Source organism: Variovorax sp. RCC_210, assembly GCF_041355175.1.
GTDB lineage: Bacteria > Pseudomonadota > Gammaproteobacteria > Burkholderiales > Burkholderiaceae_C > Variovorax.
Genome location: NZ_JBFUPJ010000003.1, coordinates 595,467 through 619,847, shown reverse-complemented (window position 1 = coordinate 619,847; position 24,381 = coordinate 595,467). Strand labels below are relative to the sequence as shown.

Genomic DNA, 24,381 nt, shown 5'->3' with positions numbered 1-24,381 from the left:
CGCGACTCGGTCGATGGTGCGGGCTGGGAGACGCTGTTCGTGGCCATCGATGATCACGCAAGACTGGCGTTCACAGCCATGCATCCTGACGAGAAGCAGGCACAGGCAGTCCTGTTCCTGCGCAATGCAGTGGCCTATTACGCCCGCCTGGGCATCACCGTGCAGCGACTGCTGACGGACAACGGTTCGGCGTTCCGCTCGCGAGACTTCAGGGCAACTTGCGTCGAACTCGGGATCAAACACAGCTTCACGCGGCCCTACCGGCCGCAGACCAACGGCAAGGCCGAGAGGTTCATCCAGTCCGCATTGCGCGAGTGGGCCTACGGCTGGACCTACCAGAACTCAGCTCACCGAACCGATGCCCTGGCAAGCTGGCAGCACCACTACAACTGGCATCGCCCGCACAGCGGCATCGGCGGCATCGCGCCTATGTCCAGAATCAAATCGTCAAGAAACAACCTCTTGACGCTTCACAACTAGGCCGGCGGCCTGCGCTCGCTGTTCGAAGCCTCCAGGGCGCTCGAGGGCGCCCCCTTCGCCTTTCGCTGGGCCAACTTCCAGGGCGCGGCGCCGCTCTTCGAGGCGCAGCGCAGCGCCGCCGTCGACACGGCCATGGCCGGCGACCTGCCGGTGCTGGCCGCGGCCGTCGGCAAGACGCCGTTGAAGATCGTCGCCACGCGCGTCGGCAAGGCCGATTCGCTGGGCATCCGTGGTGCAGCCCGACTCGAAGTTGCGCAGCGTGGCCGACCTGCGCGGGCAGACCGTGGTCGTCTCGTCGGCGCGCGGCAGCATCTCGCAATACCAGCTCTACGGCGCGCTCGAGGAAGCCGGCGTCAAGCGCGAAGAGGTCACGGTGAAGTTCGTGCTGCCGACCGACGCGGCCGCGGCCTTTACCTCGAAGCAGATCGACGCCTGGGCGGTGTTCGACCCCTACTACACCATCGCGCTGCAGCAGGGAGGCCGCGTGCTGCGCGACGGGCGCGGCATCAACACGGCGCTGGGCTTCATCACGGCCACCGAGTCGTCGCTGGCCGACCCGGCCAAGCGCGCGGCCATCGTGCAGTTCCTGGACCGGCTCGCGCGCGCGGGCGACTGGGCGCTGGCCAACCCCGAGGCCTATGCGCAGGCGTACAGCCAGCTCACGCGGCTGCCGATCGAGTCGTCGCGCCTCATCACCGCGCGCGCGTCGGTGGCGGGCCGGCCGGTGAGCGAGGCCGACATCGCGGCGCTGCAGACGGTGGCCGACCGCTCGGCGCGCGACGGCATCCTGCCGGTGCGTGTCGACGTGCGCGCGATCACCGACACGAGCGTGTGGAAGCGCGCGGCGTGAGCGGCATCGACACGCCCTCCTCGATTGCGCCGCTGCGCGAGTTCGTGGTCGCCTTCGGCCGGCTGCTCGACAGCGCGCCCGACGAGCCCCGCATCCTTCGCGAAGGCGGCGCGCTGTTGCGCACGCTGGTGGCGCGCGACGACTGGCTGCCCGAGGCCTTCGCCCAGCCCGACCCCACGCGCTACCAGCAGTTCTTGCTGCATGCGGACAGCACCGAGCGCTTCTCGGTCGTGAGCTTCGTGTGGGGGCCGGGCCAGGCCACGCCGGTGCACGACCACACGGTGTGGGGGCTGATCGGCATGCTGCGCGGCGCCGAGTACAGCCAGGGCTTCGCGCCCGACGGCACCGGCCGCGTGCAGGCTCACGGCGACGCGGTGCGACTGGACGCGGGCGACGTGGAAGCCGTGTCGCCCACCGTCGGCGACCTGCACCGCGTGCACAACGCGCACGCCGACCGCGTGTCGATCAGCATCCACGTGTACGGCGCCAACATCGGCGCGGTGCGGCGGCATACTTACCCGACCGACCCGGCGCAGGACGTGCGCAAGCCCTTCGTCTCCGGCTACTCCAACGCGCTGCTGCCCAACCTGTGGGACCGCAGCGCCGAACTCAGGTCTTCCTCGACACCCGCATGACGACAGCCTCTGCTTCTGTTTCATTCCCCGTTCTTTCTTTCGCCGCCGTGCGCGAACGCCTTATCGCCCGCGAAGAAACCGCCCTGCTCGACGTGCGCGAGGAAGACCCGTTCGCGCAGGAACATCCGCTGTGGGCCGCGAACCTGCCGCTGTCGCGCATCGAGATCGAGGCCTGGCGGCGCATTCCGCGGCGCGACACGCTGGTGGTGCTGTACGGCGAGCACGGCGGCACGGACCGCGCCCCGCTCGCGGCACGGACGCTGGCCGCGCTCGGCTACACCCACGTGCACCTGCTCGAAGGCGGGCTCGAAGGCTGGCGCCGGGCCGGCGGCGAGCTGTTCCGCGACGTGAACGTGCCGAGCAAGTCCTTCGGTGAACTGGTCGAGCATGAAAGGCACACGCCTTCGCTTTCCGCGCCGGAGGTGAAGGCGCTGGTCGACAGCAAGGCGAACATCGTGGTGCTCGACGCGCGCCGCTTCGACGAATACCAGACCATGAGCATCCCCTCGGCCACCAGCGTGCCGGGCGCGGAGCTGGTGCTGCGGGTGCGCGAACTGGCACCCGACCCGGCCACGCAGGTGATCGTCAATTGCGCGGGGCGCACGCGCAGCATCATCGGCACGCAGTCGCTGGTGAACGCGGGCATTCCAAACCCGGTGGCGGCATTGCGCAACGGCACCATCGGCTGGAAGCTGGCCGGCCAGGTGCTGGACCACGGCGCCGCCCGGCAAGCCCGCGCCGCCGTGTCGGACGCGCACCGCGCGCAGGCCCAGGCCGATGCGCGGCGCGTGGCCGATGCGGCCGGCGTGCGCCGCATCGCGCTCGACGCCGTGCAGACGCTGGAAGCGCCCGGACGCACCGTGTACCGCTTCGACGTGCGCACACCCGAGGAATACGCGGCGGGCCACCTGCCCGGCTTTGCCAGCGCGCCTGGCGGGCAACTGGTGCAGGAAACCGACCACCAGGTGCCGGTGCGCGGCGCACGCATCGTGCTGGCGGACGACGACGGCGTGCGCGCGTCGATGAGCGCGTCGTGGTTGGCGCAGATGGGGTGGGAAGTCTATGTGTCGGACGCCGTGCCGGGCGTGGCCGATTTCACCGAGACGGCGGTGCCGGCGCCCGCCTATCCGCCGGTCGACCCGGCGGTGGCCGAGATTTCGCCGGCCGAACTGGCCGCGCTGCTGAAACAAGGCGACACCGCGCTCATCGACGTGACCACCAGCGCCAACTACGTGAAGCGGCACATTCCGGGCGCCTGGTATGCGATTCGTGCGCAGCTGGCGAACGCGATCGATGCGGTGGTGCCGGCCTCGCCGCGCTATGTGCTCACCTGCGGCAGCAGCCTGCTCGCGCGCTATGCGGCGGCCGATCTGCGCGCGTTGCTCGATGCGCGCGGCAAGAAAGATGTCGAGGTGCTGGTGCTCGCAGGCGGCAACACTGCGTGGTTCGCGGCAGGCCTGCAGGCCGAGACGGGCGAGACCCGCCTGGCCACGCCCCGTACCGACCGCTACCGCCGCCCCTACGAAGGCACGGACGCGCCCGCGGAAGCCATGCAGGCCTACCTGGACTGGGAGTTCGGCCTGGTCGCGCAACTGGGGCGCGACGGCACGCATCACTTCCACGTGATCTGAGGCTGGCGTTCAGCGGCGAAAGCGCGTTGAAAGGATGACAACAGAACGGTCACACTGTTGCGCCCGGGTAAAGGCGCACCGACTGGCGCGCCGCAGGTCATCCGGCGAAGTGGCGAGGCGTTGGTTGTGAACACCGACAACAACTCCCCTGGAGCTTCGCCATGAGATTCACCACCAGATCCACAGCGCTCGCCTTGTCTGCCGCCGCGCTGGCAGCCACCCTCACCGGCTGCGTGGTTGCGCCGGCCCAACCGGTCTATGCAGCGCCGCCGGGCGTGGCCTATGTGCAGCCGACCTACGTGTCGCCCGGCGTGGGCTTCGTGTGGGCCTATCACCCGCGCTACGGCTGGGGCTGGCACCACCCGCAGTACGGCTGGCATCGCGGCTGGCGCTGAAATGAAAAAAGCGGCGCATTGCGCCGCTTTTTTTACACCTCAGCTTGGCTGGGGTCAGCTCGGCTCGGCGCTCTTGAACAGTGCCGCAACCTTGCGCTTGCTCTTGATGTTGCTCGACACGCCGCGTGCGGGCGCTGCCTTGGCGGCGGCTTCCCATGCGGGCGTTGCGTCGGCCGCGCCGGGTTCGTAGGGCTTGTCGAAGAACGGGTCGCGCGAGGCAGAAGGCGCGCGGTGTGGGCGTCCGCCACCACCGCTGCCACTGCGACGGGCATCGCCGCCGCTCAGGCTGCTGCTGCGTTCACGCGGCTGGTCGAGCACATCGCGTGCGTCGCCGGCTTCGCCTTCTTCGCGCCAGTGGCGGCGTCCGTCGTTGATGCGGCCGCGCGGGCGGTCTTCGTCCCACTCGACGGGCTCGAGCTCGATCTTCTTCTTGATCAGCTTCTCGATGTCGGCCACCAGGCGTGCGTCGTTGCCGCCGCTGGCAAAGCTCACGGCCAGGCCGGACGCGCCGGCACGGCCGGTGCGGCCGATGCGGTGCACGTAGTCTTCCGCGTTGAAGGGAATGTCGAAGTTGAAGACGGCGGGCACGTCCTTGATGTCGAGGCCGCGGGCCGCGACGTCGGTGCACACCAGCAGGTCGACTTCGCCGGCCTTGAACGCGGCGAGCGCCTTCAGGCGTTCGTCCTGGCTCTTGTCGCCGTGCAGCGCGGTGGTGCGGTGGCCGTCGCGTTCGAGCGAACGTGCCAGGCGGGCGCAACCGAGCTTGCTGTTGACGAAGACAAAGGCCTGCGTGATGCCGCGCTGGCGAACGATCTGCGTGAGGGCGCGGCGCTTGTCGTCGTCGCTCACGCTGAAGAAGCGCTGCTCGACGGTGGAGGCCGTTTCGTTCGGACGCGCCACCTCGATGGTGACCGGGTTCTGCAGGTAGCTGCCGGCCAGGCGCTTGATTTCGGGCGAGAAGGTGGCCGAGAACAGCAGCGTGGTGCGCTGCTTGGGCAGGTAGCTGAGGATGCGCTGCAGGTCGGGCAGGAAGCCGATGTCCAACATGCGGTCGGCCTCGTCGAGCACCACGTACTCGACCTGGTTGAGCACCGCGTTCTTGGCCTCGATGTGGTCCAGCAGGCGGCCCGGCGTGGCGACCAGCACTTCGACGCCCTTCTTCAGTTCCAGCGTCTGGGGCTTCATGTCGATGCCGCCGAAGACGACCGTGCTGCGCAGGTTGGTGTACTTGGCGTACAGCTTGACCTGTTGCGCGACCTGGTCGGCGAGTTCGCGCGTGGGCAGGAGCACCAGGGCCCGGACCGGGTGCCGCGCGGGCGAGGTCGAGGCGTTTTCGTGCTTGAGCATGCGCTGGAGCAACGGGAGCGAGAACGCCGCCGTCTTGCCGGTACCGGTCTGGGCGGCGCCCATCACATCCTGGCCCGAAAGCACGACCGGAATGGCCTGCTCCTGGATGGGTGTCATGGTCTCGTAGCCCATTTCGGCCACGGCGCGCGCCAGCGGTTCCGCCAGCATTAGATTGGAGAAGGAGCTTGTCATTAAGCCTTCTATTGTCGCATTGCCGCAAAAAACGGCAGTGACGGCCGCATGACAACGCCCGCGTCGGCGGAATTGCTATTTATTCAATAGCAACCAAGTCAGCAATAACGCGCCCTGCGAGCGCTTCGAACTCAAAGACTGCGCGCGTTGAACGTGTCGCAGGCCTTGATTTCGCCGCTCTGGTACCCCGCGCCGAACCACCGCTGGCGCTGCGCGCTCGAGCCGTGGGTGAAGCTGTCGGGCACCACCGCGCGGCCCGCGGAACGCTGCAGCGCGTCGTCGCCGATCTTCTGCGCGGCGTTCATCGCGGCCTCGATGTCGCCCGGGTCGAGCCACTTCTTCGATTCCTGCGAGTGGTGCGCCCACACGCCCGCGAAACAGTCGGCCTGCAGTTCGACCCGCACGCTCATCGCGTTGTTCTGCGTCTGGCTCAGGCGGTTGCGCATGCCGTCGACCTTGGCGGTGATGCCGAGCTCGTCCTGCACGTGGTGGCCGACCTCGTGCGCGATGACGTAGGCCTGCGCGAACTCGCCCGGCGCGCCGAGCTGGTTCTTCAGCGTGTCGTAGAAACCCAGGTCGATGTAGACCTTCTGGTCGCCCGGGCAATAGAACGGCCCCATGGCCGATTGCCCCGTGCCGCAGGCCGTGGGCGTGGCGTTGCGGAACAGCACGAGCCGGGGCGCATGGTACGTGCCGCCGTTCTGCTTGAAGATGTCGGTCCAGACCACCTCGGTGTTCTTGAGCACCGTGGAAACGAAGGCCGCCTCGCGGTCGCCGGAGGGCGGCTTGGGCGCCGGCCCCTGTTGTTGCTGCTGCACCTGCGCCTGGCCACCGCCTCCGCTCAGCAGGCTGAGCACGGTGAGCGGGTTGATGCCGAAGACCCAGCCCGCGATCAGCGCCACCGCGATGGTGCCGATGCCGATGCCGCGCCCGCCGATGAAACCGCCACCACCGCCCCCGCCGCCACCTTCACCGCGGCGGTCCTCGACGTTGTCCGATTGTTCGTTGCCTTCCCATCTCATCGCGCTCTCCTTGCCGGCTTGGTGCTGGCGTATTTGCCGGGGTTCGCAGGATGGTACTTGCCGCCGCGCCGCGCGGGGTAACCGGGCGTCAGCGCCCGGCCCGGCATGGCGTCAGGTTTTAGGCAGAGTGACGCCGCGCTGGCCCTGGTACTTGCCGCCGCGGTCCTTGTAGCTGGTTTCGCAGACCTCGTCGCTCTCGAAGAACAGCACCTGCGCGCAGCCTTCGCCGGCGTAGATCTTGGCGGGCAGCGGCGTGGTGTTGCTGAACTCCAGCGTCACGTAGCCTTCCCACTCGGGCTCGAACGGGGTCACGTTGACGATGATGCCGCAGCGCGCGTACGTGCTCTTGCCCAGGCAGATGGTGAGCACGTTGCGCGGAATGCGGAAGTACTCCACCGTGCGCGCCAGCGCGAAGCTGTTCGGCGGAATGATGCAGTAGTCGCCGTGCATGTCGACGAAGCTCTTCTCGTCGAAGTTCTTCGGGTCGACCACGGTGCTGTGGATGTTGGTGAAGACCTTGAATTCAGGCGCGCACCGGATGTCGTAGCCGTAGCTCGAGGTGCCGTAGCTGATGATCTTGTGGCCTGCGGCCTCGCGCACCTGGCCCGGTTCGAAGGGCTCGATCATGCCGGTCTGCTCGGCCATGCGCCGGATCCATTTGTCGCTCTTGATGCTCATATGCGCTCGCTGCTGCTGCGGGGGAATCGGGGCCGAATTGTGGCATGGGCGCCCTTGCCAACGGCCCACCCGCGGCCTGCCCTCCCCCGGCGCGCGGGATCGGCCCGCCTGCTCAGCCCGCCCGCTCAGCCCGCCTGCGAGATCACCGTGCGCTCGACCAGCCTGTCGTCGCCCAGCACGATCATGGCGAACAGCATTTCCTCCAGCGTGTTCGCCAGCTTCGTCTTGCGCGCCAGCAGCGGCGTGGCCGCCGGGTTCAGCACCAGGAAGTCGGCCTCGCAGCCCGGCTGCAGGTTGCCGACCACGCCGTCGAGCCCCAGCGCGCGCGCCGCGCCGCCGGTGTGGCGCCACCAGAGCTCCGAGGGCGCGATGCTCAGGCCCGTCTTGGTCTGGCCTTCCCGGCCCACGTAGTACGCGGCCATCATGGTGTGGAAGGGGCTGAAGCTGGTGCCGCCGCCCACGTCGCTGGCCAGGCCGTAGGGGTAGCCCACGCGGTCGGCCGCGCCGAAGTCGAAGAAGCCGCTGCCCAGGAACAGGTTGCTGGTCGGGCTCACGGCGGCGGCCGTCTTCGTGTCGCGCAGCAGCGCGCGGTCGGTGTCGTCCAGGTAGATGCAGTGCGCGTACACGGCGCGTTCGCGCATCAGGCCGAAGCCGGCGTACACGTCCAGGTAGGAGCGTGAGTGCGGGTACAGCTCGCGCACCCAGGCCACCTCGTCGCGGTTTTCGGCCACGTGCGACTGGATCCAGGTGTCGGCGTACTTCGCGGCCAGCTCGCCCGCGCCGCGCATCTGCGCGTCGGTGCTCGCGGGCGCGAAGCGTGGGGTGATGGCGTAGCCCAGCCGGTCGACGTTGTGCCACTTGCGGATCAGCGCCTCGGAGTCGATCAGGCTCTGCTCGGCCTCGTCGCGCACGCCGTCGGGCGAGTTGCGGTCCTGCAGCACCTTGCCCGTGATCATGCGCAGCCCGCGGCGCTGCGCGCCCTCGAAGAAGGCATCGACCGAGGCCACGTGCGAGGTCGCGAAGGTCAGCGAGGTGGTAACGCCGTTGCGCAGCAGCTCGTCGAAGAACACGTCGGCCACTTCGTTCGAATGCGCGGGGTCGGCGAACTTGCTCTCGGCCGGAAAGGTGTAGTTCTCGAGCCAGGGCAGCAGCCCCGGCGAGGGCGAACCGATGATGTCGGTCTGCGGAAAGTGGATGTGCATGTCCACGAAGCCCGGCGCGAGGATGCGCCCTGGCAGGTGGGTGAGCTCGGCATCGGCATGGCGCGGCGCAAGCGCGGCGTGGCTGCCGGCATCGACCACGCGCTGGCGGCCGGTGCTGTCGGGGGCGACCACCAGCAGGCCGTCTTCATCGAAAACGGGCTGGCCGGCGGCATCGAATCGCAGGAGGGAGGCGCGGTAGGCTTTTTTCATCGTGGATGCGGAGGGTAATGCAGCCTCGGCGCACCGCAATTTCCATGCGCATATGAGTGCTATATGGGCTCCGTATGGCCTTCATATGGCCTCTATACAGCCTTTCCGCCCGATCAGCCCGGCGCAGCGGCAAGCACGCCGGCCGTCACTTCCGTCCTTGCCCCGGCGTCAGCCGCCGTGCAGCCGCGCAATCTCATGCATCACGCCCGGCAGCTCCGCCACGCTGTCGATCACGAAATGCGCCCCTGCGTCGCGCAGCCGGCGTTCCGCCACCTGCCGGCGCTCGGCCACTTCCGCCGGGGCGAGCCGGCCGAGCTCGTCTTCGGTCAGGCCGACCTCGTTGCCCGACAGCGTGAGCCCCACGCACCACATGCCCGCGTTGCGGCCTTCCTCGATGCCCGGGGTGGTGTCGTCGACCTTCACGCAGGCGCGCACGTCGCCCACCTTCAGCGCCAGCACGTTGGCCAGCGCCATGTACGGCCCCGGGCGGCCGCCGGCCGCCAGCTCGTCGCCGGCCACCACGTGGTCGGGCACGATGCCGGCCTGCGCGGCCAGCGGCAGCAGCACGTCGAGCACCTGGCGCGGGTAGCCCGAGCACGAGCCGATCTTCAGCCCCTGCGCGCGCAGCCACGCCAGCGTGTCGATGGCGCCGGGAATGGGCTTCGAATAGGCGCCCACCTTCTCGATCTGCATCGGCATGAAGCGCTCGTACAGCGCATCGATGTCGCTCGCGCCGGGCAGCGCGCCGAAGCGTTCCTGCCATTGCGCGCGGATGGCGGGCTCTTCGAGCAAGGTGCGGATGTGGTCGCGCTTGGACAGGCCCATGGGCCCGCGCGCCTGCGCCAGGCTGATGTGGATGCCGAAGCTGGCGAACGACTCCACGAAGATCTGCGTGGGCGCGAGCGAGCCGAAGTCCACCAGCGTGCCGGCCCAGTCGAAGATGACGGCCTGCAGGCTGTGCGGTGGCAAGGGAGCGTGGGTGGAAGGGGTGTTCATGGCGTTGGTGTCGATGAAGAAAGTTCGAAACTCGAATAGGTGGAATGTGTGGAATGGGTGCTCAGGCCGCGGCCACGAAGTTGCGTCCGCGCGCGCCGGCCAGCGCCTGCGCGATGCGGTCGCTCCAGTCGGCCTCGGCAATGCCGTAGCTCACCGGGTCCACGCTGACGCCCAGGTCCTCTAGAAAAACCGAGAGCGACGCGACGGCCTCGTCGATGTCGCAAGCGTCGAAAACCGACAGCAGCAGCGCATCCAGCGCCGGGTCGCGCCCGGCCGCCAGCCGCATGATTCGCGGCAGGCTGAACGAGCACGCGATGCCGTGCGGCGTGCCGTGCCGCAGCGTGATGTCGTACGACAGCGAATGCGCCAGCGCCGTGCGCGTGTTCGAGAAGGCCAGCCCGGCCTGCAGCGCGGCCGTGGCAAGGCGCTCGCGCAGCTCGGGCCGCCCGGGCTCGGCCAGCAAGCGGGGCAAGGTCGAGACGATGCTGCGCGCTGCGCTCACCGCCAGGCTGGCCGACACCGGGTTGCGGTGCACGTTCCACAGCGACTCGAGCGCGTGCGACAGCGCATCGAGCCCGCTGGCCAGCGTGGCTTCATGCGGCAGGCTCAGCATCAGCTCGGCGTCGACGATGGCGGCCTGCGGCCAGGTCCAGGGCAGCTGCAGCGACAGCTTGCGGGCGCGCGCCTGGTCCCACACGGTGGCCCAGGGCGTCACCTCGCTGCCGGTGCCGGCCGTGGTCGGCACGGCGATCAGCCGGCGGTGGCTGCGCCCGGCCGCGGGCACCGCGTCCGCGCCTTCGAGCAGGGCCATCAACTCATCGAAGCCGCCATGCGCGGGGCGCGTGAGCATGACCTTCGCGCAGTCGATCACGCTGCCGCCGCCGAGCGCGATGACGCAGTCGACGTCCGCATGGTCGCGCCACAGGCGCTCGTACATCGGGGCCAGCCACGCGACGTCGGGGTTGGGGAGCACACCGGTTTCCACGGCGGCCAGGCGCTGGCCCAGCAGGCCGCGAATGCGCTCGACCAGGCCGAGGCCGGTCGCCTCGGGAAACGCGATGAGAATGGCGCGCCGCGCGCCCAGCAGGCGCGGCAGCGCCTGCAGCGAGCCGCAGCCTGCGTGCACGTCGACGGGGTTGTAGCAGGTCCACATGGTCAGTGACGGCCGTTGCGCTGGATGCGATGGCGCAACTGGCTGGAGAGCGTGTCAGCGACGATCACCATCACCGTGATCACGATGATGCAGGTGGCGGTCTCGGTGTAGCGGAACAGCTTCAGGCTGCTCACCAGCTCGAAGCCCAGCCCGCCCGCGCCCACCATGCCCAGCACCGTGGCCGAGCGCAGGTTCACCTCGAAGCGGTACAGCACCACCGCGATCCACGCCGTGACCACCTGCGGCAGCACGCCGAACACGATCACCTGCAGCGGCCGCGCGCCGGTGGCGCGCAAGGCCTCGAGCGGACCCTGGTCGATCTCCTCGATGGCGTCGGCGAAGAACTTGCCCAGCATGCCCGCGCCATGCAGCGCGAGCGCCAGCACGCCGGGGAACGGCCCCAGCCCCACGGCCGAGACGAACACCAGCGCCAGGATCAGCTCGTTGATGCTGCGCACCACGTTCAGCGCCTGCCGCGTGCCCTGGTACACCCAGCGCCTGCTCTGCAGGTTGCGCGCGGCCAGGAACGACAGCGGAATGGCCGGCAGCACCGCCAGCAGCGTGCCCCACACGGCGATCTGCACCGTCTCCAGCGCGGGTGCCAGCAGCCGGCCCAGGATGTGGGTGTCGGGCGGCAGCGTGCGCCCCAGAAAGTCGACGATCTGCGGCAGCCCGGCCGCCAGCTCCGACCAGCTGAGCTGCGCGCCGTCGGCGCTCCACTGCAGCGCCCAGGCCACGACGCACAGCCCGACGAGCAGGTTGAACCAGCCGCGGCGGCCCTCGGGCAGCGGGCCGGTCCAGGCGTAGGAAGTCGAAGGGTGGGTAGATGAATTTTTCATGGTCAATGTTGTTCAGCGGTGCGCGCCCGCCACCAGCGGCGCGAGCCGCGCGGCCGGGCCGGCCGCGTCCTTGCGGTCGGCCGCGGGCTGCGGCGTGTAGATGCGGTCGATGTCCTCGGGCCCCATGGCCTGCGGCGCGCCGTCGAACACCACGCGGCCCTGCGCGAGGCCGACGATGCGGTCCGCGAACTCGCGCGCGTAGTCGACCTGGTGCAGGTTGCACAACACGGTGATGCCCAGCTCGCGCGACGCGTCGTGCAGGTACTGCAGCACCTTGCGCGAGGTTTGCGGGTCGAGGCTCGCCACCGGCTCGTCCGCCAGGATGAGGCGCGGCTTTTGCGCCAGCGCGCGCGCGATGCCCACCCGCTGCATCTGGCCGCCCGACAGCGAGTCGGTGCGCTCGTGCGCCTTGTGCGCCAGGCCCACGCGGGCCAGGCACTCGTGTGCCAGCGCGATGTCTTCGCGGCTGAAGAAGTGCAGCACCGACGCCAGCGTCGACACCGCGCCCAGGCGCCCGGTCAGCACGTTCTTCAGCGCGCTCAGCCGTGGCACCACGTTGTGGTGCTGGAAGATCATGGCCACGCGCTGGCGCAGCGCGCGGGTGTCGGCGCAGTGCACGGCATCCATGCCGTCGACGTTCAGCTCGCCGCCGTCGGCCACGGCCAGGCGGTTCACGCAGCGCAGCAGGGTCGACTTGCCGGCCCCCGATTCGCCCAGCACCACCACGAACTCGCCGGGCGCCGCGTCGAAGTCCACGCCGCGCAGCACGACGTTGTCGCCATAGCGCTTGGTGAGCTGCCGGATCCGGATCACTTCATGCTCCGCAGGTCGAGCTTGAGCGCCTTGGCCGTGTCGCGCACCACGTTGTAGGCCGCGTCGTTGGTGGGCTGGAAGCCGTTCAGCACGCCCTGGTCGCCCCACGGCAGGTCTTTCACGTTGGCCAGGGCCTGGGCGATCTTCGCCTTCAATGCCGGGTCGAGGTCCTTGCGCCACACCATGGGCGATTCGGGAATGGGGTTGGACGACCAGACGATTTCCAGCTCGTCGGCCTTCACCTGGCCCTTGGCGATGGCGCTCGCCAAAATGCGGTCGGCCACGGCGGCGGCATCGACCTTCTTGTTGGCCACGGCCAGGATGCTGGCGTCGTGCGAGCCCGAGAAGATCACACGGCCGAAGAAGGTCTCGGGGTCGTAGCCGGCCTGCAGCAAGCCCGCCTTCGGAAACAGGTGGCCCGAGGCCGAGGTCGGGTCGACGAAGGCGAAGGTGTGGCCCTTCAGGTCGGCGGCCTTGGCGATGCCGCTTTCCTTGCGGGCGATGATCACGCTCTTGTACGAGCTCTGGCCGGTCTTCTTCGTGACGGCCACGGCGAAGGCCTCGACATCGGCGACCTGGTTGGCCAGCACGTACGAGAACGGGCCCAGGTAGGCCACGTCGAGCTTCTTGGAGCGCAGCGCCTCGATCACACCGTTGTAGTCGGTCGCCACGAAGGGCTTCACCGGCATGCCCAGCTGCTGCTGCAGGCTGTCGAGCACCAGGCGGCTGCTTTCGATCATGGCCTGCGAGTCTTCAGCGGGAATCAGGCCGATGGTCAAGGGCTTGCCGGCCTTGGCGGGCTCGGCGGCCATGGCCGGCAAGGCGGTGGCGGCTGCCACGGATGCGAGGGTCAGGGCCATCAGGCCTCGGCGGAGTTGAAAGAGGGAAGCCATGGCGGTGTGTGTGTGAGGGGTTTTGAGTGAGTGGGCTGGGCGAATACCGCAAGGCTAAGAACCGCATGTGACAGCCACATATCAAAACGATCACGGATTTGTCACACATCCATTCAAACAATCTATGGATGTCAGCCGCCAAACTCCGCGCCTTCCTCTCCGTTGCCGAGCACGGCAGCTTCAGCGCCGCCGCGCGCGCCGTGGGGCTGAGCCAGCCCACGCTCACCACCCAGGTCCAGGCGCTGGAGCGCCAGCACAACGTGGTGCTGTTCCACCGCCAGGGGCACCGCATCGAGCTCACCAGCGTGGGCGAGCGGCTGCTGCCCATCGCGCGGCAGATCGCGGCGCTGGAGCTGGACTCGTACAACCTGCTGCACGACAGCGGCGACCTGCAGTCGGGCGAGCTCAGGCTGGGCGCCGTGGGGCCCTTCCACGTGATCGAGATGGTCGACGCCTACCGCAAGCGCTACCCGCGGCTGGACGTGTCCATCCGCATGGGCAATTCATCGTCCGTGTTCAAGGACCTGGAAACCTACGCGGTCGACATCGGCGTGCTGGCGCGCTTCCACGAGGCGCCCGGCTTCAGCGCCACGCCGTATGCGCGGCACGCGCTCATCCTCTTCGTGCACCGCGACCACCCGTTCGCCACGCGCGGAGAGATTCGGCTCGAGGAGCTGCACGGCCAGCCGATGCTGCAGCGAGAAAGCGGCTCCAGCACGCGGCGCGCGCTCGACGAGGCCTTTGCGCGTGCCGGCGTGCGCCCCAGGCTCGCGATGGAAATCGGCAGCCGCGAGGCGATCCGCGAGGCCGCCGCGCGCGGCATCGGCATTGGCGCCGTGTCGGAGGCCGAGTTCATTCCCGACGAGCGCCTGCGCACCGTGCGCATCGAGGGCGACCCTGCGGTGACGCAGACCTACCTGTACTGCCTGCAGATACGGCGCGAGAGCCGGGTGCTGGCTTCGTTTTTCGATGTGGCGCTGAAGCTGCGCAAGGGGGTGGGGGATGCGGGGGATTGAGGGGATTGGGGGATTCAGGATGCGGTGTTGCAGCCCGGAGGGCCCACCAGCTGCTCAACCCTCGTCCTCCTCCGCCTTTCCCCGCGCGATTCCGAGGCTCAACAAGCGAAGCGCCACATGAATCCCCAGCGGCCGCGACACCACGCCGCGGTACCCGTCGCCGAGGTCGCGCCGCGCGAAGGGTGAGAACGACTCCAGCGCGGCCCGCGCATTGGTCGCGCCGCACAGGGCGTTTCAAGGCGCAGCGGACATGCTCACTGCTTCGCGCAAAAGGCGCCACTTCTGCCCCGCGCGCAAAGAAATCCGAGCGCCGCGCAAAGGATTTTTTCCAGCCCCTTCCCTAGACTGGCACCCATGCCTCTTGCCGACACGCCCGCCTTCGCCGACAGCGCGCCACGCCCGCTGGCTCCATATTTCTCATCCGCCCGCCGCGAGGGCGACTGGGTGTTCGTCAGCGGCCAGATGGCGTTCGACGACCACTTGCGCATCGCGGGCGACACCGTCGGCGAGCAGACACGGCGTTGCCTGGCGCGCATCGACGGCATCCTGCAAGCCGAAGGACTGGCCCTGGCGGACGTCGTCAAGACCACGGTGTGGCTCGGCCAGGTCGCCGACTTTCCCGAATTCAACGAGAGCTACGCCGCAGTCTTCGCCGCCACGCAAGCCCCGGCCCCGGCGCGCTCCACGGTGCGCGCCGACCTGATGATGCCGGGCGCGCTGGTCGAGATCGAAGCCATCGCTCGCAACGCAGCCTCCCCCAAGGACTGATGCCATGACCACCTCTGCCGCACTCCACGCACTCCCCGACCTCGACCTCGACGCCATCCGCGACACCGCCCGCGCGAACGCCGATGCGCTGCTGCGCACGCCCGTCGCGCCGCTGCATGGCGCCACGGTCGAGCGCCTCATCGGCCGCGCCGATGTCGTCATGAAGCTGGAGCTGTTCCAGCGCACCGGCACCTTCAAGGCGCGCGGCGCGCTGAACTCGGTGCGTCGCCTCACGCCCGCGCAGAAGGCGCTCGGCATCACGGCCGTGAGCGCCGGCAACCACGCGGTGGCCGCCGCCTTCGCGGCGCGCGAAGCGGGCGTGAACGCGAAGATCGTGATCCAGGCGTCGGCCAATCCGGCGCGTGCGGCGCTGGCGCGCTCGTACGGCGCCGAGCTGCTGGTCGCGCCCGACGGCGCCACCGGCTTCGCCATGGCCGAGGCGCTGGTGCGCGACGAGCAGCGCAGCTTCATCCATCCGTTCGAGGGCGAGGCCGTGTCGCTGGGCACCGCCACGCTGGGCCTCGAGTTCGCCGAGCAGGCACCCGCGCTCGACGTGGTGCTGGTCGCGGTGGGCGGCGGCGGGCTGGCCAGCGGGGTGGCCACGGCCATTCGCAAGATGCTGCCGTCGTGCCGCGTGATCGGTGTCGAGCCCGAGGGCGCCGACGTGATGCGCCGCAGCTTCGAGGCTGGCTCGCCGCAGCGCATGGACAAGCTGTCGACCATCGCCGACAGCCTGGCGCCGCCCATGACGCTGCCCATGGCCTACGGACTGTGCCGTCGCCACATGGAACGCATCGTGACGGTGAGCGACGACGAGATCTGCCGCGCGATGGCGGTCATGTTCCGCGACGCCAAGCTGGCCGTCGAGCCCGCGGGCGCCACCGCGCTGGCCGCGCTACTGGGGCCGCTGCGCGAAGAACTGCGCGGCGCGCGCACCGGGCTCATCGTGTGCGGCGCCAACATCGACGCCGACACCTTCGCGCAGCAACTGGCGCGCGGCGAACGCTTGCTCGCGGCCTGAGCACGCGCAGGCCGCGAGCAAGCGTGCGCCGCGCAGGCGCCCGCCTCTCTTTTGTTTTTTCCCCTTGGAGCTCCCCCCGATGAAGCGACGCGCCCTCCTGTCCCTGTTGCCCGCCGGTGCGCTCGCCGGTGCCCTGCTGCCGCGCCTTGCCGGCGCGCAGGCCGCCGCGCCGGAACTGCCGCGCACGATACGGCTGGTGGTCGGCTACCCGGCCGGCGGCACGGCCGACGCGGTGGCGCGCATCTACGCAGAGGGGCTGCAGAAGCGCCTGGGCATCAATGTCATCGTGGACAACAAGCCCGGGGCGGGCGGCCAGCTCGCGGCCGACCAGTTTCGCGCGCTGCGGCCCGACGGCAGCGCGCTGCTGCTGGGCAACAGCCACATGTTCTCGACCCTGCCGCTGACCTCGCGCACGGTGCGCTACGACCCGGTGAAAGACTTCGCGCCGGTGGCGCGGCTCGCCACCTTCGAAGTCGCGCTGGCCGTGAGCGCCGAGCAGCCGGCGCGCAGCGTGAAGGAATACATCGCGCTGGCGAAGGCGCATCCGCAGGCGCGCAGCTTCGGCATTCCGGCCGCGGGCAGCTCGCCGCATTTCGTGGGCTACGTGGTCGGCAAGCAGGAAGGCGTCGAGCTGCTGCCGGTGCCGTACAAGGGCGGCGCGCCACTGCTGGCCGACCTGATCGGCAACCAGGTGCCGGCCGGCATCGACGCGCTGGGCGGCTTCGTCGCGTCGCACAAGACGGGCAAGATCCGCATCCTTGCCGTGACCGGGCCGCGGCGCAGCGCCTCCGTGCCCGAGGTGCCGACCTTCGGCGAGCTCGGCTACAAGTCGCTCGGCAGCTCGAGCTGGGTCGGCCTGTTCGCGCCACCGGGCACGCCGCAGGCCTTCATCGATCGCATCAACGCGGCCGTCATCGAGGTGGCCGCCTTGCCGGCCACGACGGCCAACCTGACCACCGCCGGCTTCGATACCGCGCCCAGCACGCCGCAGCAGCTGCATGACGCGGTGCGCAGCGAACTGGCGCTGTGGCAGCCGATCATTCGCGAGTCCGGCTTTCAGATCGACTGACGACGATGCACCCCGACACCCTGTTCAGCGCCGACTTCGCCACGGCGCGCGCCAAGTTCCTGGCCGCCTGCACGCTGCGCGGGCTGGCCCCGCAAACCCACGTGCATCCGCTGGCCGGCGCGCACGGCGAAACGCTGGCGACCGACGTGGTGCGCATCGGCCCGGACGACGCCGCGCGCCTGCTGGTGCTGACTTCGGGCGTGCACGGCGTGGAGCTGTTCGCTGGCGCGGGCTGCCAGGTCGACTGGCTGCTGACGCACGCCGCCGACGCGCTGCCGCGCGACACCGCCGTGGTGCTGGTGCACGCCATCAACCCGTGGGGCGCGTCGTGGCTGCGGCGCTATACGGAAGACAACGTCGACCTGTGCCGCAACTTCATCGACCATTCGGTGCTGCCGCCCTCGCCGGCCTACGCGGCGCTGCATGCGGCCATCGACCTCGATCCCGACGATGCCGACGCCGCTGCGCGCGGCGACGCGATGCTGGCGGACTTTGCGCACGCACGCGGCAACGACGCGCTCTACAACGCGCTGATGGCCGGCCAGTACACGGTGCCGCACGGCATGGGTTTCGGCGGACAGGCGCCGACGTGGTCGCGCAAGACCATCGAGGCGGTGCTGCGCAAGCACGCGGCCGGGGCCGGCGAGGTGTGCCTGGTCGATTACCACACCGGCCTGGGCCCCTACAGCTACGGCTCCATCGTCGCGCTGCAGCAAGGCGCGGACCTGGTGCGCATGCGCGAGGCGTTCGGCCCCTGGGTGGTGGCCGTGCACGAAAGCGACGCGCCCGAAGACTTCGCGCCCGTCACCGGCCACACCACGCCGGGCTACGAGCGCACGCTGGCCCACGCGCGGGTGACGGCCGCGGTGCTGGAGTTCGGCACCGGCCGGCCGCAGCGCATGCTGGAGCTGCTGGTGCGCGACCAGCGCGAATGGGCCTCGGGCGCGGGCCGCGCGCGGTTGTCCGCGGTGCGGCGCGAACTGCTCGAATTCTTCTATCCGGCCGATGCGGCCTGGCAGCAAAGCCTTGTCGACCAGTCGCGCCAGGTCATCGAACGGGCGCTGCGTTTTCTCTCGCGCAGGCCGCACACGACCTGAAGTGCGGGCGTATGCTTGCGACCCTCGTCAACCAGGACCGAGGACTCCGCACATGGACATGCCGTTCAGCCTGCCTTCCGCCTACGCGCTCGAATCGGCGCGCAGCTGGGGGCGCACGCAGGGCCTCACGGTCACGCCCACGGGGCGGGCGGCGCAGGGACGGCGCGAGTTCCTTTCGTTTCGCCCGGGCTTCTACCTTGCCATCGGCCATGTGAGGCATGTGGAGCACAGCCGCGAGGTCTATCGCAGCGGCGATTTCATCAAGCTGCACTTCAGGCTCGAAGGCGAGAGCCAGGGCGGCCAGCCCGACGCCCGCGCCACGCAGACGGTGCATGCCATGAGCGTCAGCACGCTGCTGCAACCGCCCGGCTCCACCAAGGAAGAGGTGTTTGCCAGCGAAGTGCACGAGCGCTCGGTCACGCTGTGCTGCTCGCGCAGCTTCCTGGTCGAAGAGCTGGGGCTGGCCGCGCAGCAGCATTTGCACGGACCGTTCGGCGCCTTCGTGCAGTCAACGCCCGCGCACTTCGAGCTGCTGCGCTTTCCGCTGGCGCCGGCCCAGCACGACATTGCCGCCGCCCTGCTCGACGATGCGCGCGACGACGCGTTTCGCGGCCTGTATGCGGAGGGCAAGGCCTTCGAGTTGCTGCACGGTTTTCTGACGAGCCGGCTGGGCGACCGTGATGCGCCTTATGGAGCCGAGACGCAGACGCTTCAGGCGCGGGAAGCGATCCATGCACGGGAAGGACTGGCGCCGGTCAAGCACTACATCGACGCGAACCTCGACCAGCCCTTCGACATGCGCGCGCTGGCGCGGCGCTTCGGCCTCAGCGAGAGCCGCCTGGCACGACGCTTTCGCCAGGCCTTCGGGCTGGCGCTGTTCGCGTACGTCGCCCAGGCCCGGCTCGCGCGGGCGCGCTCGCTGCTGGAGGCCGGGCGCATGAGCATCACCGAGGTGGCGCTGGAAGTCGGCTACGGCCACGCGGCCAATTTCAGCACCGCGTTCAAGCGGCACTTCGGCATCACGCCGCACGGGCTGCGCAAGGCGGCGCGCGAGGGGCGCGTTCCGGTCATGTGAGATATCGAACGGGGCGAGCGAACAGTGCATGCGGTGCAGGCGCACCCGTTCACGCAGGCCGCGGCCTGTTCGGCGCCAGGAAAGGCGCCAGTAAAAACATCAACGTGCCCGCGGCCACCAGCGCCCAGACGGCCACATGAAAGCTCCCCGTCAGGTCGCGCAGCAGCCCGAGCGTGAGCGGCCCCAACGCACCCAGCAGGTAACCGATGAACAGCACGAACGATGTCCACGAATTGGCTTCGTCGGCGCTCGACGTGTGGTCCAGCGGCAGGGTCATGCCCAGGGCGAAGGAGCCACCGATGCCGCCGGCGATCAGGGGAATGGTGACCAGCGGCGCGAGGTTGGGCGCAACGGCCATCGCGCACAGTCCCACCAGTGCGATGCCCGCGAACAGGCCGATGACCCCTCTGCGGTCGTCGGACTTGCCGAGCAGCGCAGGCAGCGGATTGGCCAGCATGAAGGTCGTCGTGAAACTCGCGAGCGCCAGCACCGTGGTGGTGTGCGTGGCGCCGAACTCCCGGTACATCGGCGCGAGCCAGGAGAGCAAGCCGAAGAACAGGAAGTTGTTGGTCGCGAAGTAGAAGGCCACCAGCCACGCCTTCGATGAACGCGCCGGATGCGCATGAGCGGCATCTGCAAGCGCAACGGGTTGCGCAGGCAGCCGGCGTTCCGAGCGGGCCACGTACAGCCACGCGGCAATGGCGGTCAGGCCCGGCAATGCCCAGAACCCGGTGCCCAGGCGCCAGCCGCCGCCATGCGCTGCCAGCGGACCGGTGATGGCCGCGGCAAGGGTGCTGCCCAGCCCGAGCGACATGGCGTACAGGCCCATCAGCAGGGACACGTGCCGCGGGAACCGGGCCTTAACGAAACCCGAGATCAACGCGCCGGCGACGGCGATGCCCGCGCCCACGCCGGCCGTGGTGACGAGCAGCAGGGCCGTCGTTCCCACGAAGGCCCTGAGCAGCGTGGCAACGCCCAGCACCGCCAGCGCGGCCAGGACCACGCGGTCGCGCCCGAAACGGCGCGCCAGCCACGGGGTAGGCAATGCCAGCAGCCCCATGAGCACGTTCGGAATCACGGTCAGCAAGGAGGCCTGCGTGTTCGAGATTCCGAACTCGCCGCGGATCTGCTCGAGCATCGGCCCGATGGAAACGATGCCGGGGCGCAAGTCCATGGCCACCAGCACGATGCACGCGATGGCGGCGGCGAGCGTCATGGCCGAAGGGGTTGGCGTTGCGGTCACGGCGCTCGCTGTTTGCTGGGGCGTCGTGCGCCAGCCGAACGGTGCCGGCGCGAGGGTGTGGGTCGTGGTGGAAGACATGGCGTCGAGCTCGTTCGTTGGTCTGGGTTGGCTTCAGTCGATGGCTCGCGGGATCAGCGCCGAGGCACCGGCGCCGATCTCCGCCGCCCTCTGCCGAGATGTCACTTCGCGCTGGCGTTGACCGCCGCGATGATCACGGCCGCGACATCCTTGGGGCGCGACTGTTGCGGCACGTGGCTCGTCGGCAATGTCGTCGTGGTCGCGCCGATCTTCCTGGCCATGGCGCGCTCCAGGTCGGGCGAGATGATGCGGTCGTTGGCGCTCACGATGAACCACGAGGGGCGCGTCTTCCACGCGGCCACGGTCGTCTTGTCTTCGAGGGCCTTGGCCTGCAGCGGACCTTGCGTCACGGCCATGACCGCGGCCTGCGCGCGCGGCACGTCCGGCGCGAAGTCTTCGGCGACGGCCTGGGGCGGCAGCGTGAGCCAGCCCTTGGCGTCGGCCACTAGCCGCTTGGCGCCCGGCGACGGCGGGTAGTCCTTGCCCAGTTCGGCGGACGACTGGCCCGCGTCCGGCGCGAAGGCCGCCACGTAGACCAGCCCGGCCACCTTGTCGTTGTCGCCTGCCTCGGTGATCACGGTGCCGGCCCACGAGTGGCCGACCAGCACCACCTTGCCCTTCTGGTTGTCGATGGCGCGGCGCGTGGCCGCGACATCGCCGGCGAGCGACTCGAGACCGTTCTGCACGGCGGTCACGTGGATGCCCTTGGCCTGCAGCAGCGGAATCACCTTGGCCCAGTCGGAGCCGTCGGCGAAGGCGCCGTGCACGAGAACGACCGAAGGGAGGTCGGCTGCGACCGCATTGCCGCCGAGCAAGGCTGCGGAAGCGAGTGCGACGGATGAAAGCGCGTTGCGAATGGTCATGGGAAAGCTCCGGTGGATGTCGGTGTGGGTTGAAGTAGGGAACTCAGGAAAAGTGGCAAGGAGCGCGGGCCTCAGCCTGCGACCTTGCTCCAGCAGCAACCGGGCAGCCTCGGCCGAGGAGCCAGGGTTCTGACCGGTGATGAGCAGGCCGTCCGCGACGACATACGAGGACCAGTCGGCACCCTTGGAATACAGGCCGCCCTTCGCCTTGAGTTCGTCTTCGACCAGGAAGGGCACGACCTTCGTCAGGCCCACAGCCTCTTCCTCGGTGTTGGTGAACCCGGTCACGTTCTTGCCTTCGACGAGCGGCTTGCCGTCGGCGCGCTTCACATGGCGCAGCACACCCGGCGCATGGCACACGAGGGCCACGTACTTGCCGGCAGCGATGAACGATTCGATCAGCGCGATGGAGTGCTTGTCTTCCGCCAGGTCCCACAGCGGGCCATGGCCGCCCGGATAGAAGACCGTGTCGAAGTCGGCCTGCGAAACGCTGTCCAGACGCACGGTGCTGGCGAGTTGCGCGGTGGCTTCTGCGTCGGCTTCGAAGCGCCGCGTCAGGTCGGTCTGGAACGAAGGCTCGTTGCTCTTGGGGTCCAAGGGCGGCTGGCCGCCGTTGGGCGAAGCCAGCACGATTTCCGCGCCGGCCGCCTTGAAGGCGTAGTAAGGGGCAGCAAGCTCTTCGAGCCAGAAGCCGGTCTTGCGGCCGGTGTTGCCGAGTTCGTCGTGCGAGGTCAGGACCATCAGAATCTTCATGTCGTTTCTCCAGAAAAAGTTGATAAGCAAAACATTAGACCGGTCTACTAGTAATCCGGCCTGAAAAAAGCACCTCGGTTCGAAGTGCATCCAGACCTGCCCCGTTCAGTGGGTCAGGTGAAGAATTTGACGCGTGGTTTTCAAGGCGGCTTCGAAGGGTTCGCGGTCTCGCACGATCTTGACCATCACGCTGGCGCCCAGCCACAGCTGGTAAAGGCTTTGCGCGGTCTCTTCGGGCGAGCCGTGGATGGAGAGCGACTTTTCCGCGATGCCGGCTTCGAGCGCCCTGGCCAACCGGCTGGTGATGCCGGCGGTGCCCTTCTTCAGCGCGAGGCGCATGGCTTCGGACAGGTCAGCGACCTCCGCGCCCAGCTTCACGGCCAGGCATTTGCCTTGGCAATCCATGAACGACTGCGTGTCGCGCCAGTCGGCGAAGTAGTTCATCACGCGCTGCGCCATGGTCTGGCCGGGCTTGGCGAGCGTCCTGTCGATTTCGGCCAGGTACTCGTCGAAATAGCTGTCCAGCAAGGCTTCGCCGTAGGCTTCCTTCGAGCTGAAGTAGTGATAGAACGAGCCCTTCGGAACGCCCGAAGACGTCAGGATTTCATTCAGGCCGACGGCCGTGAACCCTTTGGCCGCCATCATTCGCTGGCCCGCCGCAAGGATGTTGTCGCGGGCGCTGGTGGATTCGGGAGTGATCGTCTTAACCATGGCGCAATTCTAATGATGAAATAGACCGGTCGTCTAGTGTCCGTGCAAACTTTTTTGCGCGGCTCGAAGACCGGCTGCCCATGCGCCATCCCGGAAAGGCCTGGACCACCGTGAACCCCTCCGTTCCCGCGCGCGTGCTCCCGGTGATCGTGTTCTCGCAGTTCGCCGGCACCTCGCTGTGGTTCGCCACCAATGCCGTCATGCCCGACCTGCAGGCGGCCTGGGGGCTGGCGCCGTCCGCGGTCAGCACGCTCACGTCGGTGGTGCAGCTCGGCTTCGTCATGGGCACGCTGGTGTTCGCGCTGCTCACCATCGCCGACCGCTACAGGCCCACGCGCCTGTTCCTCGTGTGCGCCGTGGCCGGTGCCGTAGCGAATGCGGCGGCGGCCTTTCTCCCCACCGGTGCCTGGGCGGCCTTGCTCGCCTCGCGCTTCGCGGTGGGCTTCCTGCTGGCGGGCGTCTACCCGGTCGGCATGCGCATCGCGGCGAGCTGGTACCGCGAAGGCCTGGGTGCGGCACTGGGCCTGCTGGTCGGCGCGCTGGTGCTCGGCACGGCGCTGCCCTATGGCCTGCGCGCGGCCGGCTGGGGCGAAGGCGCGCCTTCGCTGTTGTCGTGGCAAGGCGTGCTGCTCGGCGTGTCGCTGCTGGCCATTGCCGGCGGGCTGGCGACCGCGCTGCTGCTCCCCGACGCGCCCCACGGCGTTGTCGCACGGCAAAAGATCAGCGCCCGCGGGCTGGTCGCCATCTGGAGCGACCGCCGCTTGCGCGCCTCGGTCTTCGGCTACTTCGGCCACATGTGGGAGCTCTACACCTTCTACGTGCTGGTGCCGTTCATCCTCGCGAGCCGCGTGGCGGCACCGGCGGTGAGCGCGACGGCGTTCTGGGTCATCGCGAGCGGGGTGCTCGGCTGCGTCGGCGGCGGCCTGCTGGCGCGGCGCATGGGCAGCGCGCGCGTCGCCCGCACCCAGCTGGCCATGAGCGGCGCCTGCGCGCTGGCGGCGCCCTGGCTGCTGCACGCGCCGCTGCCGGTGTTCACGGCGTGGCTGCTGGTGTGGGGCATCACGGTGGCCGGCGATTCGCCGCAGTTCTCCGCCCTCAGCGCGCGCAATGCGCCGCCCCAGCTGGTGGGCAGCGTGCTGACTTTCGCCAACTGCATCGGCTTCGGCATCACGGTGCTGAGCATCGAGCTGTTCGTGCGCGGCACGCGGGTGATGCCGCTGGAAGTCTTGTTGCCGGGCCTGGCGCTGGGACCGGCGGTCGGGCTGTGGATGCTGCGGCCGCTGCTCGCGGGGGAACCCGCGCGCTCCCGATAGAGCCGAGCCCACGCTGTGCACCGGCGCAGGTCTTCGGC

At 69.2% G+C, this 24,381-nt stretch carries 23 protein-coding genes and 2 pseudogenes; 12 read left to right on the top strand and 13 right to left on the bottom strand.

The annotated features are described in order from the left end of the window. From AB6807_RS14885 to AB6807_RS14865, 5 genes and pseudogenes are all read left to right on the top strand, one after another. Window positions 1-480 (top strand): integrase core domain-containing protein (locus AB6807_RS14885; protein WP_371085176.1); only part of this gene is annotated, 480 nt, incomplete at its 5' end. Further along, window positions 481-1,330 (top strand): annotated as a pseudogene (locus AB6807_RS14880) (ABC transporter substrate-binding protein); the annotation flags it as partial. Beyond that, window positions 1,327-1,965: a cysteine dioxygenase gene (locus AB6807_RS14875; protein ID WP_371085175.1), complete on the top strand. Its 639-nt coding sequence runs from the start codon at window positions 1,327-1,329 to the stop codon at window positions 1,963-1,965. The pseudogene AB6807_RS14880 and the gene AB6807_RS14875, both read left to right, overlap by 4 nt. Next, window positions 1,962-3,596, top strand: a complete 1,635-nt coding sequence (locus AB6807_RS14870; protein WP_371085174.1) for a rhodanese-related sulfurtransferase — start codon at window positions 1,962-1,964, stop codon at window positions 3,594-3,596. The genes AB6807_RS14875 and AB6807_RS14870 overlap by 4 nt, the downstream gene beginning before the upstream one ends. A 161-nt stretch (window positions 3,597-3,757) precedes the next feature. Next, window positions 3,758-3,991, top strand: a complete 234-nt coding sequence (locus AB6807_RS14865) for a hypothetical protein (RefSeq protein WP_116911201.1) — start codon at window positions 3,758-3,760, stop codon at window positions 3,989-3,991. Window positions 3,992-4,045: 54 nt separating this feature from the next. On the opposite strand, the gene AB6807_RS14860 is transcribed toward AB6807_RS14865, so the two are convergent. From AB6807_RS14860 to phnD, 9 genes are all read right to left on the bottom strand, one after another. After that, window positions 4,046-5,530: a DEAD/DEAH box helicase gene (locus AB6807_RS14860; RefSeq protein ID WP_371085173.1), complete on the bottom strand. Its 1,485-nt coding sequence runs from the start codon at window positions 5,528-5,530 to the stop codon at window positions 4,046-4,048. Window positions 5,531-5,661: 131 nt separating this feature from the next. Beyond that, window positions 5,662-6,552: a neutral zinc metallopeptidase gene (locus AB6807_RS14855; RefSeq protein WP_116911203.1), complete on the bottom strand. Its 891-nt coding sequence runs from the start codon at window positions 6,550-6,552 to the stop codon at window positions 5,662-5,664. A gap of 111 nt (window positions 6,553-6,663) precedes the next feature. After that, the gene (gene dcd / locus AB6807_RS14850; RefSeq protein WP_018905384.1) at window positions 6,664-7,230 is read right to left on the bottom strand and encodes a dCTP deaminase; all 567 of its coding nucleotides are present in this window, start codon (window positions 7,228-7,230) and stop codon (window positions 6,664-6,666) included. Window positions 7,231-7,355: 125 nt separating this feature from the next. Continuing rightward, entirely contained in the window at window positions 7,356-8,642 is a 1,287-nt protein-coding gene (gene guaD / locus AB6807_RS14845) for a guanine deaminase (RefSeq protein ID WP_371085172.1), read from the bottom strand. A gap of 168 nt (window positions 8,643-8,810) precedes the next feature. Beyond that, window positions 8,811-9,638, bottom strand: coding sequence for a phosphonoacetaldehyde hydrolase (phnX, locus tag AB6807_RS14840; protein ID WP_371085171.1), 828 nt, complete (start codon window positions 9,636-9,638; stop codon window positions 8,811-8,813). 61 nt (window positions 9,639-9,699) lie between these two features. Then, window positions 9,700-10,791, bottom strand: coding sequence for an iron-containing alcohol dehydrogenase PsrA (gene psrA, locus AB6807_RS14835; protein ID WP_371085170.1), 1,092 nt, complete (start codon window positions 10,789-10,791; stop codon window positions 9,700-9,702). A 2-nt stretch (window positions 10,792-10,793) separates the two neighbouring features. Continuing rightward, window positions 10,794-11,630 (bottom strand): phosphonate ABC transporter, permease protein PhnE, encoded by an 837-nt coding sequence (gene phnE, locus AB6807_RS14830; RefSeq protein WP_286515271.1) that lies wholly within the window; start codon window positions 11,628-11,630, stop codon window positions 10,794-10,796. Window positions 11,631-11,642: 12 nt separating this feature from the next. Further along, a complete protein-coding gene (phnC, locus tag AB6807_RS14825; protein WP_371085169.1) occupies window positions 11,643-12,443 on the bottom strand; it encodes a phosphonate ABC transporter ATP-binding protein in 801 nt (266 codons plus the stop codon). Beyond that, window positions 12,440-13,303 carry a phosphonate ABC transporter substrate-binding protein gene (gene phnD, locus AB6807_RS14820; RefSeq protein WP_371085168.1) on the bottom strand — a complete coding sequence of 288 codons (864 nt, stop codon included), beginning with the start codon at window positions 13,301-13,303 and terminating at the stop codon, window positions 12,440-12,442. Before phnD ends, phnC begins: the two co-directional genes overlap by 4 nt. Before the next feature lie 161 nt (window positions 13,304-13,464). Here phnD and AB6807_RS14815 point away from each other — a divergent pair, with 161 nt between their 5' ends. The 6 genes from AB6807_RS14815 (at window position 13,465) to AB6807_RS14790 (ending at window position 19,382) form a co-directional block, all read left to right on the top strand. Then, window positions 13,465-14,352: a LysR substrate-binding domain-containing protein gene (locus AB6807_RS14815; RefSeq protein ID WP_116911210.1), complete on the top strand. Its 888-nt coding sequence runs from the start codon at window positions 13,465-13,467 to the stop codon at window positions 14,350-14,352. 354 nt (window positions 14,353-14,706) lie between these two features. After that, window positions 14,707-15,120 (top strand): RidA family protein, encoded by a 414-nt coding sequence (locus tag AB6807_RS14810; RefSeq protein ID WP_371085167.1) that lies wholly within the window; start codon window positions 14,707-14,709, stop codon window positions 15,118-15,120. A gap of 4 nt (window positions 15,121-15,124) precedes the next feature. Then, window positions 15,125-16,141 carry a pyridoxal-phosphate dependent enzyme gene (locus AB6807_RS14805; RefSeq protein ID WP_371085166.1) on the top strand — a complete coding sequence of 339 codons (1,017 nt, stop codon included), beginning with the start codon at window positions 15,125-15,127 and terminating at the stop codon, window positions 16,139-16,141. Window positions 16,142-16,220: 79 nt separating this feature from the next. Beyond that, the gene (locus AB6807_RS14800; RefSeq protein ID WP_116911224.1) at window positions 16,221-17,210 is read left to right on the top strand and encodes a tripartite tricarboxylate transporter substrate-binding protein; all 990 of its coding nucleotides are present in this window, start codon (window positions 16,221-16,223) and stop codon (window positions 17,208-17,210) included. 5 nt (window positions 17,211-17,215) lie between these two features. Then, window positions 17,216-18,307 carry a DUF2817 domain-containing protein gene (locus tag AB6807_RS14795; protein ID WP_371085165.1) on the top strand — a complete coding sequence of 364 codons (1,092 nt, stop codon included), beginning with the start codon at window positions 17,216-17,218 and terminating at the stop codon, window positions 18,305-18,307. A gap of 52 nt (window positions 18,308-18,359) precedes the next feature. After that, the gene (locus AB6807_RS14790; RefSeq protein WP_371085164.1) at window positions 18,360-19,382 is read left to right on the top strand and encodes a helix-turn-helix domain-containing protein; all 1,023 of its coding nucleotides are present in this window, start codon (window positions 18,360-18,362) and stop codon (window positions 19,380-19,382) included. Window positions 19,383-19,431: 49 nt separating this feature from the next. On the opposite strand, the gene AB6807_RS14785 is transcribed toward AB6807_RS14790, so the two are convergent. From AB6807_RS14785 to AB6807_RS14770, 4 genes and pseudogenes are all read right to left on the bottom strand, one after another. After that, window positions 19,432-20,703, bottom strand: coding sequence for a CynX/NimT family MFS transporter (locus AB6807_RS14785; protein ID WP_371085163.1), 1,272 nt, complete (start codon window positions 20,701-20,703; stop codon window positions 19,432-19,434). Window positions 20,704-20,804: 101 nt separating this feature from the next. Continuing rightward, entirely contained in the window at window positions 20,805-21,566 is a 762-nt protein-coding gene (locus tag AB6807_RS14780; RefSeq protein ID WP_371085190.1) for an alpha/beta fold hydrolase, read from the bottom strand. Between the two features lie 84 nt (window positions 21,567-21,650). Further along, window positions 21,651-22,319 (bottom strand): annotated as a pseudogene (locus AB6807_RS14775) (type 1 glutamine amidotransferase domain-containing protein); the annotation flags it as partial. Window positions 22,320-22,424: 105 nt separating this feature from the next. After that, window positions 22,425-23,030 carry a TetR/AcrR family transcriptional regulator gene (locus tag AB6807_RS14770; protein ID WP_371085162.1) on the bottom strand — a complete coding sequence of 202 codons (606 nt, stop codon included), beginning with the start codon at window positions 23,028-23,030 and terminating at the stop codon, window positions 22,425-22,427. An 80-nt stretch (window positions 23,031-23,110) separates the two neighbouring features. Here AB6807_RS14770 and AB6807_RS14765 point away from each other — a divergent pair, with 80 nt between their 5' ends. Beyond that, window positions 23,111-24,343 carry an MFS transporter gene (locus AB6807_RS14765; protein WP_371085161.1) on the top strand — a complete coding sequence of 411 codons (1,233 nt, stop codon included), beginning with the start codon at window positions 23,111-23,113 and terminating at the stop codon, window positions 24,341-24,343. The last annotated feature ends 38 nt before the right edge of the window (window positions 24,344-24,381 follow it).

Coding starts and splice junctions, on each gene's coding strand:
- AB6807_RS14870 (WP_371085174.1), top strand. CDS start 1,962: ATGACGACAGCCTCTGCTTCTGTTTCATTCCCCGTTCTTTCTTTCGCC.
- AB6807_RS14865 (WP_116911201.1), top strand. CDS start 3,758: ATGAGATTCACCACCAGATCCACAGCGCTCGCCTTGTCTGCCGCCGCG.
- AB6807_RS14860 (WP_371085173.1), bottom strand. CDS start 5,530: ATGACAAGCTCCTTCTCCAATCTAATGCTGGCGGAACCGCTGGCGCGC.
- AB6807_RS14855 (WP_116911203.1), bottom strand. CDS start 6,552: ATGAGATGGGAAGGCAACGAACAATCGGACAACGTCGAGGACCGCCGC.
- dcd (WP_018905384.1), bottom strand. CDS start 7,230: ATGAGCATCAAGAGCGACAAATGGATCCGGCGCATGGCCGAGCAGACC.
- guaD (WP_371085172.1), bottom strand. CDS start 8,642: ATGAAAAAAGCCTACCGCGCCTCCCTCCTGCGATTCGATGCCGCCGGC.
- phnX (WP_371085171.1), bottom strand. CDS start 9,638: ATGAACACCCCTTCCACCCACGCTCCCTTGCCACCGCACAGCCTGCAG.
- psrA (WP_371085170.1), bottom strand. CDS start 10,791: ATGTGGACCTGCTACAACCCCGTCGACGTGCACGCAGGCTGCGGCTCG.
- phnE (WP_286515271.1), bottom strand. CDS start 11,630: ATGAAAAATTCATCTACCCACCCTTCGACTTCCTACGCCTGGACCGGC.
- phnD (WP_371085168.1), bottom strand. CDS start 13,303: ATGGCCCTGACCCTCGCATCCGTGGCAGCCGCCACCGCCTTGCCGGCC.
- AB6807_RS14815 (WP_116911210.1), top strand. CDS start 13,465: ATGTCAGCCGCCAAACTCCGCGCCTTCCTCTCCGTTGCCGAGCACGGC.
- AB6807_RS14810 (WP_371085167.1), top strand. CDS start 14,707: ATGCCTCTTGCCGACACGCCCGCCTTCGCCGACAGCGCGCCACGCCCG.
- AB6807_RS14805 (WP_371085166.1), top strand. CDS start 15,125: ATGACCACCTCTGCCGCACTCCACGCACTCCCCGACCTCGACCTCGAC.
- AB6807_RS14800 (WP_116911224.1), top strand. CDS start 16,221: ATGAAGCGACGCGCCCTCCTGTCCCTGTTGCCCGCCGGTGCGCTCGCC.
- AB6807_RS14795 (WP_371085165.1), top strand. CDS start 17,216: ATGCACCCCGACACCCTGTTCAGCGCCGACTTCGCCACGGCGCGCGCC.
- AB6807_RS14790 (WP_371085164.1), top strand. CDS start 18,360: ATGGACATGCCGTTCAGCCTGCCTTCCGCCTACGCGCTCGAATCGGCG.
- AB6807_RS14785 (WP_371085163.1), bottom strand. CDS start 20,703: ATGTCTTCCACCACGACCCACACCCTCGCGCCGGCACCGTTCGGCTGG.
- AB6807_RS14780 (WP_371085190.1), bottom strand. CDS start 21,566: ATGACCATTCGCAACGCGCTTTCATCCGTCGCACTCGCTTCCGCAGCC.
- AB6807_RS14770 (WP_371085162.1), bottom strand. CDS start 23,030: ATGGTTAAGACGATCACTCCCGAATCCACCAGCGCCCGCGACAACATC.
- AB6807_RS14765 (WP_371085161.1), top strand. CDS start 23,111: ATGCGCCATCCCGGAAAGGCCTGGACCACCGTGAACCCCTCCGTTCCC.